The organism is Streptomyces sp. NPDC058662 (assembly GCF_042716255.1).
Taxonomy (GTDB): Bacteria; Actinomycetota; Actinomycetes; order Streptomycetales; family Streptomycetaceae; genus Streptomyces.
In genome coordinates, this window is sequence record NZ_JBHXRU010000015.1 from 1 (window position 1) to 12,026 (window position 12,026).

The 12,026-nt window shown below is 71.1% G+C and carries 13 protein-coding genes; 4 read left to right on the forward strand and 9 right to left on the reverse strand.

What is annotated here, in order from left to right:
• The coding region (locus ACFWUQ_RS08360) for a metallophosphoesterase (RefSeq protein WP_384534617.1) at positions 1-898 on the forward strand (898 nt) is incomplete at its 5' end.
• A gap of 48 nt (positions 899-946) precedes the next feature.
• Here ACFWUQ_RS08360 and ACFWUQ_RS08365 read toward each other — a convergent pair.
• The 8 genes from ACFWUQ_RS08365 to ACFWUQ_RS08400 form a co-directional block, all read right to left on the reverse strand.
• Entirely contained in the window at positions 947-1,669 is a 723-nt protein-coding gene (locus ACFWUQ_RS08365) for a TetR family transcriptional regulator (RefSeq protein ID WP_384534619.1), read from the reverse strand.
• An 11-nt stretch (positions 1,670-1,680) separates the two neighbouring features.
• A complete protein-coding gene (locus ACFWUQ_RS08370; RefSeq protein WP_384534622.1) occupies positions 1,681-2,100 on the reverse strand; it encodes a thiol-disulfide oxidoreductase DCC family protein in 420 nt (139 codons plus the stop codon).
• A 3-nt stretch (positions 2,101-2,103) separates the two neighbouring features.
• Positions 2,104-2,508 (reverse strand): hypothetical protein, encoded by a 405-nt coding sequence (locus tag ACFWUQ_RS08375; RefSeq protein WP_384534625.1) that lies wholly within the window; start codon positions 2,506-2,508, stop codon positions 2,104-2,106.
• 191 nt (positions 2,509-2,699) lie between these two features.
• Positions 2,700-3,458, reverse strand: coding sequence for a succinate dehydrogenase iron-sulfur subunit (locus ACFWUQ_RS08380; RefSeq protein ID WP_384534627.1), 759 nt, complete (start codon positions 3,456-3,458; stop codon positions 2,700-2,702).
• Positions 3,458-5,212, reverse strand: a complete 1,755-nt coding sequence (sdhA, locus tag ACFWUQ_RS08385; RefSeq protein ID WP_384534630.1) for a succinate dehydrogenase flavoprotein subunit — start codon at positions 5,210-5,212, stop codon at positions 3,458-3,460. Before sdhA ends, ACFWUQ_RS08380 begins: the two co-directional genes overlap by 1 nt.
• A 23-nt stretch (positions 5,213-5,235) precedes the next feature.
• Positions 5,236-5,718 (reverse strand): succinate dehydrogenase hydrophobic membrane anchor subunit, encoded by a 483-nt coding sequence (locus tag ACFWUQ_RS08390; RefSeq protein ID WP_384534633.1) that lies wholly within the window; start codon positions 5,716-5,718, stop codon positions 5,236-5,238.
• Positions 5,719-5,723: 5 nt separating this feature from the next.
• Complete coding sequence (gene sdhC / locus ACFWUQ_RS08395) at positions 5,724-6,104, reverse strand: succinate dehydrogenase, cytochrome b556 subunit (protein ID WP_384534635.1); 381 nt, start codon at positions 6,102-6,104, stop codon at positions 5,724-5,726.
• A 152-nt stretch (positions 6,105-6,256) separates the two neighbouring features.
• Entirely contained in the window at positions 6,257-6,862 is a 606-nt protein-coding gene (locus tag ACFWUQ_RS08400; RefSeq protein ID WP_384534638.1) for a 2-oxo-4-hydroxy-4-carboxy-5-ureidoimidazoline decarboxylase, read from the reverse strand.
• Between the two features lie 487 nt (positions 6,863-7,349).
• Between ACFWUQ_RS08400 and ACFWUQ_RS08405 the strand changes: the two genes are divergently transcribed.
• Both ACFWUQ_RS08405 and ACFWUQ_RS08410 read left to right on the forward strand, forming a co-directional pair.
• Positions 7,350-8,102 (forward strand): RNA polymerase sigma factor, encoded by a 753-nt coding sequence (locus ACFWUQ_RS08405; RefSeq protein WP_384534819.1) that lies wholly within the window; start codon positions 7,350-7,352, stop codon positions 8,100-8,102.
• Positions 8,102-9,121, forward strand: coding sequence for a hypothetical protein (locus tag ACFWUQ_RS08410; protein ID WP_384534640.1), 1,020 nt, complete (start codon positions 8,102-8,104; stop codon positions 9,119-9,121). Before ACFWUQ_RS08405 ends, ACFWUQ_RS08410 begins: the two co-directional genes overlap by 1 nt.
• A 238-nt stretch (positions 9,122-9,359) precedes the next feature.
• On the opposite strand, the gene ACFWUQ_RS08415 is transcribed toward ACFWUQ_RS08410, so the two are convergent.
• A complete protein-coding gene (locus tag ACFWUQ_RS08415) occupies positions 9,360-10,244 on the reverse strand; it encodes a peptidoglycan-binding protein (protein ID WP_384534642.1) in 885 nt (294 codons plus the stop codon).
• A 177-nt stretch (positions 10,245-10,421) separates the two neighbouring features.
• On the opposite strand from ACFWUQ_RS08415, the gene ACFWUQ_RS08420 reads away from it, so the two are divergent.
• On the forward strand, positions 10,422-12,002 hold the full coding sequence (locus ACFWUQ_RS08420) for a methylmalonyl-CoA mutase (protein ID WP_384534644.1): 1,581 nt from the start codon (positions 10,422-10,424) through the stop codon (positions 12,000-12,002).
• Positions 12,003-12,026: the final 24 nt, after the last annotated feature.

A 12,026-nucleotide genomic window follows, 5' to 3' on the forward strand; every position in this document is an offset into this window, starting at 1 on the left:
GGTGTCCACGGCCTCCCCCGCGGGCCCCGCCCCCGAGGAGCCGGCGGTGTCCGCGGGCGCCGGCGCGGGCGAGCTGACCCGCCGCCGGTTCGTGGCGCGCACGGTCGGCGGGGCCGCGGCCGCCGTGGCTATCGCCACCGTCGGGAACGGCGCCCACACGGTGCTGCGCGGCCCGAGCGTACGGCGGGTGCGGGTCCCCCTGGCCAAGCTGCCGCGCGCGGCGCACGGCTTCCGGATCGCCGTCGTCAGCGACGTCCACCTCGGACCGGTCCTGGGCCGCGCCCACGCGCAGCGCATCGTCGAGACCGTCAACCGCACCCAGCCCGACCTCATCGCCATCGTGGGTGACCTCGTGGACGGCGACGTCCACGACCTCGGCCCCGCCGCCGAACCGCTGCGCCACCTCAGCGCCCGCCACGGCACGTACTTCGTCACGGGGAACCACGAGTACTTCTCCGGCGCCGAGCAATGGGTCGACCACGTCCGCGAACTCGGCCTGAACCCGCTGGAGAACGCCCGCCGCGCGCTCCCGCACTTCGACCTGGCGGGCGTGAACGACATCGCGGGCGAGGCCGAGGGCAGCGGCCCGGACTTCGGCGCGGCCCTCGGCGACCGGGACCGCTCCCGCGCCGCCGTGCTCCTCGCGCACCAGCCGGTCGTCATCCACGACGCGGTCCGGCACGGGGTGGACCTCCAGCTCTCCGGCCACACCCACGGCGGTCAGCTCTGGCCCGGCAACTACCTGGCCGAGCTGGCCAACCCCACCGTGGCCGGGCTGGAGCGCTACGGCGACACCCAGCTGTACGTGTCCCGTGGGGCAGGTGCCTGGGGACCCCCGGTCCGGGTCGGCGCGCCCTCGGACATCACCGTCGTCGAGCTCGCCTCGTACCAGGCCTGACCGAACCCGACCGGGCCCGGCCGGCGGTCGCGGCCCGGGGCGGCTCCGTCAGACGGGGTCCGGGGCCGACGCCTTCTTGCGGGAGGCCGTCGCCTGGGCCATGCCGGGCAGGAAGTCCGCGAACAGCTCGTGGACTTCCCGCACCAGCGGCCGCAGCACCCGGAACCGGGCCAGGACGATGCCGCGCGTCGTGAGCTGCGCGCCGCGCTCGGCGAGCCGCCGCGTCTTCTCGCTGTTCGGGGACCGGTCGAAGACCCAGTACAGGACCAGGCCCATCTGCGAGAGCCACATCAGCTCCGGCAGTACGTCGGCGAGTTCGGCCGGCACTTTGGTCTTCGCGCCGGCCAGCACCTCGCGGTGGATGGCGATGGCGGCCTGGCGCGCGGGTTCCGACTCGGGGGAGAACGGGCTGAGCGGGCTCTCCGGGTCCGCCGCGTTCTTGAAGAACTGAGAGGCGAACTCGTGGTACGGGGCGGCGATGTCCATCCAGCTCGTGAGCACGCCCGCGAGCCGCTTCTGCAGGTCGCTCTCCTGGTCGAGGATGGGCCTGACCGCCGCCTGGTGGGCGGCGCCGATCCGGTCGTAGAACCCCTGGACCAGGTGTTCCTTCGACTCGAAGTAGTAGTAGGCGTTGCCGACCGAGACGCCGGCCTCCTTCGCGATACCCCGCATCGTCGTCTTGTCGAAACCGCGCTCCTGGAAGAGGCGGAGCGCGGTTTCGAGGATGAGCGTGCGGGTCTGCTCGCTCTTGGGAGCCTTCTGATCAGTCACGGTGCACGAGCCTATCCGGGCACGGAGCACTGGTCGTCACAGGCCGGTGCCCGGGGGTCCTGCGGGAGTTCCCCGCCCCGGACCGCCTGCCGCCACCTCGCGGCGGTGTGCATGGCGGCCCGGGCGAAGGGCCGTCCGGCGGGCGTGGCGAGCCAGTCGGCCTTCTGCCGGTGCTCGGCCAGGGCCCACAGGCACACGACGAGGGCGTCGGTACCGGTCCACACCTGCCCGGAGTCCCCGATGACGGTGATCTCCTTGAGCGTCGAGGCGTGGTCGAGCCGGGGGTACCGCCACCGCGCGTCGTGGGACGCGGCGGGGACCAGGGTGAGCGGGACCAACTGGGGCTGTGCGATCAGCCAGTGGCGGATGTGCACACACAGCGGGCAGTGGGCGTCGTAGAGGACGGTCAGTCCCTTGACCGCGGCCGTCACCGCTCAGGCTCCGGCCGGGGCGGTCCACCCCTGGGGGGCGACGGGCGGGGTCTGCCGGCGCTCCATGATCCCCCGGCGGCGCATCCTGTTCAGCACCCAGACGTTGCCGAGGTGCATGACCCCGAGGACCAGCAGGACGACGCCGAGCTTGACCGACAGGGCGTCGAAGAGGTCGCGGGCGTTGACGATGTCCTCGCCCGAGCGGAGGTAGAGCGTCACGAAGCCGATGTTCACGAGGTAGAAGCCCACCACCAGGAGCTGGTTGACGGCGTCGGCGAGCTTCTCGTTCCCCTGGAGGACGTCGCCGATGAAGACCCGGCCGTTGCGGCTGAGGGTGCGGGCCACCCAGACGGTGAGGCCGATGCTGATGAGCAGGTAGATGACGTACGCGACCACGGTGAGGTCCATAGTCCCCAGCCCCCTTTGAACGTGTTCAACTGCTGACGTCGTTGACTCTAGGGCCTTTTTTGAACAAGTTCAAGCGAACGGCGCGAGGCGCTCGGGACGCGGGCCGGGGCCCGGTCGCCCGGGTGCGGGAACGCCGAAGGCCCCGCCCCCGGAGTGGTCTCCGGGGGCGGGGCCTTCGGTGTGCGCAGGGATCAGAAGCGGCGCGTGATGAGGGCGCGCTTGACTTCCTGGATCGCCTTCGTGACCTCGATGCCGCGCGGGCACGCGTCGGTGCAGTTGAAGGTCGTGCGGCAGCGCCACACGCCGTCCTTGTCGTTCAGGATCTCCAGCCGCTGCTCGCCGGCCTCGTCGCGCGAGTCGAAGATGAAGCGGTGCGCGTTGACGATCGCCGCCGGGCCGAAGTACTGGCCGTCGTTCCAGAACACCGGGCACGAGGACGTGCACGCGGCGCACAGGATGCACTTGGTGGTGTCGTCGAAGCGCTCGCGGTCCTCGGCGGACTGCAGGCGCTCACGCGTCGGCTCGTTGCCCTTGGTGACCAGGAACGGCATGACGTCCCGGTACGCCTGGAAGAAGGGCTCCATGTCGACGATGAGGTCCTTCATCACCGTGAGGCCCTTGATGGCCTCGACCGTGATGGGCTTCTCCGGGTTGATGTCCTTGATCAGCGTCTTGCAGGCGAGCCTGTTCTTGCCGTTGATCCGCATCGCGTCGGAGCCGCAGATGCCGTGTGCGCAGGAACGCCGGAAGGTCAGCGTGCCGTCGAGGTCCCACTTGATCTTGTGGAGACCGTCGAGCACGCGCTCCTTCGGGTCGATCTCGATCTGGAAGTCCTGCCACTGGGACTCGTCGGAGACCTCGGGGTTGAAGCGGCGGATCCGGAAGGTGACCGTGATGTACGGCGAGGCCGCGGCCGCCGCTTCCATCTTGTCCAGGGTCGGGGTAGCCATCAGTACTTACGCTCCATCGGCTGGTAGCGGGTCGTGACGACCGGCTTGTAGTCGAGCCGGATCGAGTCCGAGCCGTCGGCTCCGACCTCGCGGTACGCCATGGTGTGGCGCATGAAGTTGACGTCGTCGCGGTTCGGGTAGTCCTCGCGGTAGTGACCGCCGCGGGACTCCTTGCGCGCGAGCGCGGAGACGGCCATGACCTCGGCCAGGTCGAGCAGGTTGCCCAGCTCGATGGCTTCCAGCAGGTCCGTGTTGAAGCGCTTGCCCTTGTCCTGGACGGACACGTTCTTGTAGCGCTCGCGCAGCTCCGCGATCTTCTCGACCGCGGTCTTGATGGTCTGCTCCGTACGGAACACCATCACGCACGCGTCCATCGTCTCCTGGAGCTCCAGACGCAGGTCGGCGACCCGCTCGTTGCCCGTGGAGTTGCGCAGCCGCTCGACCTGCTCCTCGACGAGGGAGGCCGGGTTCTCGGGGAGCTCGACGTAGTCGTTCTCCTGCGAGTACCTGGCCGCCGCGATGCCCGAGCGCTTGCCGAAGACGTTGATGTCCAGCAGCGAGTTGGTGCCCAGGCGGTTCGCGCCGTGCACCGACACGCACGCGACCTCGCCGGCCGCGTACAGGCCCGGGACGACGGTGGTGTTGTCGCGCAGGACCTCACCCTCGACGTTGGTCGGGATGCCGCCCATGGCGTAGTGCGCGGTGGGCTGGATCGGGATCGGGTCCGTGTACGGCTCGATGCCCAGGTACGTGCGCGCGAACTCGGTGATGTCCGGGAGCTTGGCGTCGAGCTGCTCCGGCGGCAGGTGCGTCAGGTCCAGGTACACGTGGTCGCCGGCCGGACCGCAGCCGCGGCCCTCACGGATCTCGGTGTAGATGGAGCGCGAGACGACGTCACGGGACGCGAGGTCCTTCATGACCGGCGCGTACTTCTCCATGAAGCGCTCGCCGTCCTTGTTGCGGAGGATGCCGCCCTCACCGCGGGCGCCCTCCGTCAGCAGGATGCCCATGCGCCAGATGCCCGTCGGGTGGAACTGGAAGAACTCCATGTCCTCCAGCGGCAGGCCGCGGCGGTAGCAGGCCGCCTGGCCGTCACCCGTGAGGGTGTGCGCGTTGGAGGTCACCTTGAAGAACTTGCCGGTGCCGCCGGAGGCGTAGATGACGGCCTTGGCCTGGAACACGTGGATCTCGCCGGTGGCGAGCTCGTACGCGACCACGCCGGCCGACTTCTTGACGCCGTCGACCTCGACGATGAGCTGGTCCAGGACGTAGAACTCGTTGAAGAACTCCACGCCCTCCTTGACGCAGTTCTGGTACAGCGTCTGGAGGATCATGTGACCGGTGCGGTCCGCGGCGTAGCAGGACCGGCGGACCGGCGCCTCGCCGTGGTTGCGCGAGTGGCCGCCGAAGCGGCGCTGGTCGATGGTGCCGTCCGGGGTGCGGTTGAACGGCAGGCCCATCTTCTCCAGGTCGAGGACGGCGTCGATGGCCTCCTTCGCCAGGATCTCGGCGGCGTCCTGGTCGACCAGGTAGTCACCGCCCTTGACCGTGTCGAAGGTGTGCCACTCCCAGTTGTCCTCTTCCACGTTGGCCAGCGCGGCGGCCATGCCGCCCTGCGCGGCGCCCGTGTGGGAGCGGGTGGGGTAGAGCTTGGTCAGCACGGCGGTGCGGCTGCGCTTCGTCGCCTCGATGGCGGCGCGCATGCCCGCGCCGCCCGCGCCGACGATGACGGTGTCGTACTTGTGGATCTTCATTGGTTTCGCCTCAGCCCCGTTGCCTAGCGGATGTTCGGGTCGAAGGTGAAGATCACCAGCGTGCCCAGAAGAATGGTGAACACCGTGGCGGTGTAGAGCAGGCCCTTCAGCCACAGCCGCGTGTTGGCGCGCTCCGCGTAGTCGTTGATGACGGTGCGCAGGCCGTTGGCGCCGTGCAGCATCGCCAGCCACAGCATCAGCAGGTCCCAGATCTGCCAGAACGGGGACGCCCAGCGGCCGGCCACGAAGGCGAAGCCGATCTTGGAGACGCCGCCGTCGAGGACCAGCTGGATCAGCAGGTGGCCGATGACGAGGACGACGAGCACGATGCCCGACAGGCGCATGAAGAGCCACGCGGCCATCTCGAAGTTGCCGCGGGTCGAGCGCGGGGTCTTCGACGTCCGCTTGCGCGGGGCCTCGATGTACGGCGCCGGGTTGTCGGTGTCGTAGAGGCTCGCGCCTTCCACGTCGCCGATGGCCTGGGCGGAAGAAGTGTCAGAAGACATACGTGTCACTTCCCGAACAGTTCGAGGTAGGCGTGGCCCAGGACGGGGTAGAGCGCCCCGACCATCAGCACGATCCAGATGCTCACGACAGTCCAGAGCATCTGCTTCTGGTAGCGCGGGCCCTTGGACCAGAAGTCCACAGCGATGACACGGAGACCGTTGAGCGCGTGGAACAGGATTGCGGCGACGAGGCCGTACTCCAGCAGCGCGACGATCGGAGTCTTGTAGGTAGCCACGACATCGTCGTACGCCTCGGGAGAGACGCGGACGAGTGCGGTGTCGAGGACGTGTACGAACAGGAAGAAGAAAATGAGGACGCCGGTGACTCGATGAGCCACCCAGGACCACATTCCTTCCCGGCCGCGGTACAACGTTCCAGCCGGCACGGAAAACCCTCCGGAAGCGGGGCGGGGGCCAGCCGGCTTCGTTGTCGGTCGGGCCCGGCCGGGTACGGTCCTCCGGCCCCGGACATCGTAGCGACGCTTTGTCGGTTCCTTCGCGCGGGGGCCGTCGGTGTGATCAAACAGGCACGGACGGACTATCCCACAGGGGCGAATAGTCCGATTTCCGCCGCGGACAGTCCATCTGCCGAGGTCAGCCAGCGTGTCACATCGGCCAGTCTGGCCTGCGCGACGCGGCGGAGCTCATCGGCGGAGATCGCGCGCTCCTCGTCCACCTCGTGTCCCATGCGGCGCCGGATGGCGCCCAGGAGCTGGTCCGCCCGCTCCTCCGGCGGATGCCCGTCCAGGCAGATCACGAAGGCGTGGCCGAACTTCCGTTCGTACGCGGCGTGCGCGGCGTCGAGGGCCAGCAGGGCCGCGTACGGGGCCCCGTGGCCCAGTTCCTCCGAGGACTCGCCGGCCAGCGCCTCCGTCAGATCGGCCTGGGAGAGGTCGTACGAGGCCTCGTCGGCGGCGGCGAGCAGCGCGCCGGTGTCGGGGTAGGGGCGGTGGGCGGCCAGCCGGTGCGCCCAGCGGCGGCTTCCGCAGCAGTGCAGCAGGACGGCCTGGGCGGTCTCGGGGGAGAGGGCGTTGAACCGCGCGAGTCCGGGGCCGTGTGCGGGGTCGGAGCCGCCGCGGGCCTGGGCCGGAAGGGGGCTGGACAGCAGGGGGCTCCTCGGGGCGCGGCGCGGGTGTACCGCCACGCTATCGACGAGGGGTGGGGAGTGTCGTACCCATACGGATATTTCACCCGGAAGTGAGCCGAAAGGATGACGCGGCGGCCGCCGACGCCGTGTTGCGGGGGCCCAGAACGGGAACGTACAGCGGGGACACGGCGAAGGGCACGGCGTCGGGACGCGGCGGAGGGCGGGCGGCAGGCGGGGCGGGAGGCGGGGCGGGAGGCGGGGGCGGCGGCCCCGGGCCGGTGCCGGAGGATGGAGGTGCGAGGGTGTGCGGAGAGGGGAGGACGACCGAGGCCGCCACCCCCCACAGGAGAGGCCCCGGTCGCCATCCGTCACGGGCTCGTGCGACAAGCCCGTACCCCTGTCAGCGCCCCGAGTGCGTTTTGTGTCACACCCCGCTCCGCGCAGGATTGGTTGCTGGTTGTACAACTCGTGGACGAGAGGTACTTGAAAGCCGTAACGTGCTGATTTGCGCCACACGTACAGGACAGTGAACGGGTTGGGGACTTTGCTGGGGGACGACGCGGAGCTGACCGCCGCGGTGCTCGCGGCACAGGACGGCGACGAGGACGCGTTCCGGACTGTGTACCGCGCCGTGCACCCACGCCTGCTCGGATACGTACGCACGCTCGTCGGGGACGGCGACGCCGAGGACGTGACCTCCGAGTCCTGGCTGCAGATCGCCCGCGACCTCGACTCCTTCACCGGCGACGCCGACCGCTTCCGGGGCTGGGCCGCGCGCATCGCCCGCAACCGCGCCCTCGACCACATCCGCATGCGCGGCCGCCGGCCCGCCATCGGCGGCGACGAGACCGAGCTGACCGGCCGGGCCGCCGACTGCGACACCGCCGGCGAGGCCATGGAGGCCCTCTCCACCGGTATGACCATGGCGCTGATCGCCCAGCTCCCGCAGGACCAGGCCGAGGCCGTCGTGCTGCGGGTCGTGGTCGGACTGGACGCCAAGAGCGCGGCCGAGACCCTGGGCAAGCGCCCCGGCGCCGTACGGACCGCCGCGCACCGGGGCCTGAAGAGGCTGGCCGAGCTGCTCGGGGCGCAGGACGCGCAGGGCGACTTCGGGCCGGGTGCTGAGACGGACTCGGAAGGTGGAGCTCCGGTCGGCCATAATGCCGGTGGCCGGACTCGGGACGGCGGGGGCGGGAGGGATCTCGACGCCGTACCCGCGCAGCGTGGCCACGGCGGGGGCCTCGTAGAACAAACCGGTGTGACGCATTCACGTTGGCGGACGCAGAAGGACATGTGATGGCCGACGAGCGCGACAGGTGGCTGGACAGGGCCGCGGCGGACAGACTGCTGCGCGGCGAGCCGGTCGAACCTGTGGGCCCGGCCGCCGCTCCCCGCGCCCGGACCGAGGCCGCCCGGCTCCGCGCCGCGCTCGACGCCCTGGCCGGACCGCCTCCGCCCCCCGGGGAACTGCCCGGGGAAGCGGCGGCTCTGGCCGCCTACCGCGCCGCCCGGCCCGCCGCGGCGCCCGCGTCGGCGGGCCGGCCCGGGACAGCCGCGCCCCCTGGGCAGCTGGTCGAGATCGGCCTCCTCATCCCCGCGCCCCGGCGCCGGCGCGCCGTGCGCTTCGGACTGGCGGCCGCTCTGGCGAGCGTCGCGGTCGGCGGGCTGGCCGCGGCCGCGGGAGCCGGACTGCTCGACGTGCCGCGCCACGACACCGCGGGGCCCGGACCGGCGCTGTCGGTCAGCGCCGACGGCGCCCCGGTCCCGGCCGGCAGCGAGGACCCGGCCCTCGTCCCGCCGCCGGGGCCCACTCCGTCGCCTCCGGGGGCCGACGCCTCCGCCCCGGGGCTCTTCGGCGACGGCCGGACCCCGGAGGCGACGGAGCGTACGTACACGGACCGGGAACCCGCCGCGGGGGCCTCCCAGGACCCGGCGGCGACGAGCGGGGCGGGCAAGGGCGTCCAGGGCGGCAAGGGCGGCAAGGACGAGCGCGACGGCGCCCGCAACGGCCTGACGGACGGCACCGTGCGGGAACGCGAGCGGGACCGGGAGAGCCGGCTGCGCGCGCGCATCCTGTGCGAGGACTACCGGGCGGGCCACCTCAACGACGACCGGCGCAAGCGCCTCTCGGACCTGGCCGGCAGCCGGGGCGAGATCGCGCACTTCTGCGAGTCGGTCCTGGACGGCGTGTCCCACACCCGCGGCGACGCTCCTGGTACGTCCGCGGGCCCGGGCGGGGAGACCGGGGTCCTGCTGGCGCCGACGCCCTCCCCGGGCCGGCTGCAGGATTCCGGGGCGGTGCGCGACCGCCGCTGACGCGGCCGGGGAGCGGCCGGCACGTACGGGGGAACGCGTGCTGACGCATCCGCTGACACGCCTGTAACACTTTTCGAACCGGTGGCGCAGTACGTAGCGAGCCGACTGGTCATCGGCCGCGCATGAGCCGGGGTTCCCCCCGTACCCCTGGGCTCTGCGCAACTGGCGCGGGCGGGGCACGTTCCCCCGGTCCCGCCCGCGCCCCTTACGTCCGACCCGCAGCCGGGTCGGCCCGGCCTCACCAGTAGACGACGACCTTGTCGCCGACCTTAACCTGGTCGAAGAGCGCCGACAGCTTCCCCTTGTCCCGGACGTTCACGCAGCCGTGCGAGGCGCCGTTGTATCCGCGGGCGGCGAAGTCCGCCGAGTAGTGCACCGCCTGGCCGCCGCTGAAGAACATCGCGTACGGCATCGGCGTGTGGTAGATCGTCGACGTCCAGTCCTTGGCCTTCCAGCCCACGTTGAACACGCCCTCACGGGTCGGGGTGTTCTCCGAGCCGAAGCGCACGTCCATCGTGGAGACGACCTTGCCGTCGATCATCCAGGCGAGGGTGCGGCTCTCCTTGCTGATGCACATGACCCGGCCCTCCATACAGCGGGGGTCAGGGGCGTCGGCCTCGTTGACCACCGGCGGGCGCAGCTCGTCGGCGGTGGGCTTCTTGGTGGCGGCCTGGATCTTCTTCCAGGTGGGCTCGTCGACCGAACCGGTGGCGGTCAGGCCGTTCTTCGACTGGAAGGCCTTCACGGCGGCCGTGGTCTTCGAGCCGTAGAAGCCGGTCGGCGCGACCGTCATCAGCTTGAGCTGCTTCAGGCGGGCCTGGAGCTCGCGGACCTGCTCGCTGTCGTCGCCGTTGGCCATGACCTGCTTCACCGTCGGCGAGGGCTTGACCGAAGCGGACGGCGAGGTGGAGGCCGAAGCGGATGGCGAGGCCGACGGCGAGGCGTCACCGGGCTTGGCGTCGGTGGACGGGGAGGCGGAAGGTGAGGCGTCCGCCGTGGGCGCGGACGGAGCCGAGGAGGAGGAGCCCGCGGACTCCGCCTTCTGCGGACCGCAGGCGGTCGCGGCGAGCGCGACGGCGGTGGCCAACCCGAGCGTGCGGATTATGACTCTTTGGCGGTGCATTGGCAGTCCCCCGATTTCAACGTCGTGTATGTAGGTGATGCCTGGCGCGCGTGGAGAGTTGCACGGGGTCCCGGGATGTTGCGCCATTGTGACCAGGGGGCGTTCGCACTCTTACGCAGCGGTGGCTGGCAGAGGTTGTATCAGCCCCGGGCACCGCTTGCTCCACGGAGGTCACGCATGGCACGTACCGAAAGCGGAATCCCGATCGAACCTGTTTACGGATCCGAGGACCTGACGGGGTGGGACCCGATGGAGGAACTGGGCGAACCGGGAGGATTCCCCTACACCCGGGGCATCTACCCGAACATGTACACCGGTCGGCCGTGGACCATGCGGCAGTACGCCGGTTTCGGCACCGCCACCGAGTCCAACGAGCGGTACCGGCGGCTCATCGCGGGCGGCGGCACCGGACTGTCCGTCGCCTTCGACCTGCCGACCCAGATGGGCTACGACTCCGACGCCCCGCTCGCACACGGCGAGGTGGGCCGGGTCGGGGTCGCGATCGACTCGCTCGACGACATGCGGACCCTCTTCGACGGGATCCCGCTCGACCGCGTCTCCACCTCGATGACCATCAACGCGCCCGCCGCGCCGCTCCTGCTGCTCTACCAGCTGGTGGCCGAGGAGCGGGGCGTCACGGGCGGTCAGCTCACCGGGACCGTCCAGAACGACGTGCTCAAGGAGTACATCGCGCGCGGGACGTACATCTTCCCGCCCGCGCCCTCCCTGCGGCTGACGGCCGACACCTTCCGCTACTGCCGGGTCGAGACGCCCCGGTGGAACACCATCTCCATCTCCGGCTACCACATGGCCGAGGCGGGGGCCTCGCCCGTGCAGGAGGTGGCCTTCACCCTCGCGGACGGCATCGCGTACGTCCGCACCGCGCTGGCCGCCGGTATGGCCGTCGACGAGTTCGCCCCCCGGCTCTCCTTCTTCTTCGTCGCCCGCACCACCCTCCTGGAGGAGGTCGCGAAGTTCCGCGCGGCCCGGCGGATCTGGGCCCGCGTCATGCGCGAGGAGTTCGGGGCCCGGGACCCGAAGTCGCTGATGCTGCGCTTCCACACCCAGACCGCGGGCGTCCAGCTGACCGCCCAGCAGCCGGAACTCAACCTCGTACGGGTGGCCGTGCAGGCCCTGGCCGCCGTCCTGGGCGGCACGCAGTCGTTGCACACCAACTCCTTCGACGAGGCGATCGCCCTGCCGACCGAGAAGTCGGCCCGGCTCGCGCTGCGCACCCAGCAGGTCCTGGCGCACGAGACGGACGTGCCGCACACGGCGGATCCGTTCGCGGGGTCCTACGCGGTCGAGCGGATGACCGACGACCTGGAGGCGGCCGCCCTGGCGCTGATGCGGCGCGTCGAGGACCTGGGAGGCGCGGTCGCGGCCATCGAGGCCGGCTTCCAGAAGGCCGAGATCGAGCGCAACGCCTACCGCATCGCGCGGGAGACGGAGAGCGGGCAGCGGGTGGTGGTCGGGGTGAACCGCTTCGCGCTGGACCGGGAGGAGCCCTACGAGCCGCTGCGGGTGGACCCGGCGATCGAGTCCCGCCAGTGCGAGGCGCTGGCGCGGCTGCGGGCGGAGCGGGACGGGGCCGCGGCGGCCCGGGCGCTGGACGCGCTGCGCGGGGCGGCGGCCGGGACGGACAACGTGCTGTACCCGATGAAGGAGGCGCTGCGGGCGCGGGCCACGGTCGGGGAGGTGTGCGACGCGCTGCGGGAGGTCTGGGGGACGTACGAGCCCGCCGGTCCCGCATGGTGAACATCACTCCCACGACAGGTGTGT

Excerpts from the sequence above, each read along its gene's own strand:
- ACFWUQ_RS08375 (WP_384534625.1), bottom strand. The coding sequence starts at position 2,508 with ATGGACCTCACCGTGGTCGCGTACGTCATCTACCTGCTCATCAGCATC.
- ACFWUQ_RS08380 (WP_384534627.1), bottom strand. The coding sequence starts at position 3,458 with ATGGCTACCCCGACCCTGGACAAGATGGAAGCGGCGGCCGCGGCCTCG.
- sdhA (WP_384534630.1), bottom strand. The coding sequence starts at position 5,212 with ATGAAGATCCACAAGTACGACACCGTCATCGTCGGCGCGGGCGGCGCG.
- ACFWUQ_RS08390 (WP_384534633.1), bottom strand. The coding sequence starts at position 5,718 with ATGTCTTCTGACACTTCTTCCGCCCAGGCCATCGGCGACGTGGAAGGC.
- ACFWUQ_RS08410 (WP_384534640.1), top strand. The coding sequence starts at position 8,102 with ATGGCCGACGAGCGCGACAGGTGGCTGGACAGGGCCGCGGCGGACAGA.
- ACFWUQ_RS08415 (WP_384534642.1), bottom strand. The coding sequence starts at position 10,244 with ATGCACCGCCAAAGAGTCATAATCCGCACGCTCGGGTTGGCCACCGCC.
- ACFWUQ_RS08420 (WP_384534644.1), top strand. The coding sequence starts at position 10,422 with ATGGCACGTACCGAAAGCGGAATCCCGATCGAACCTGTTTACGGATCC.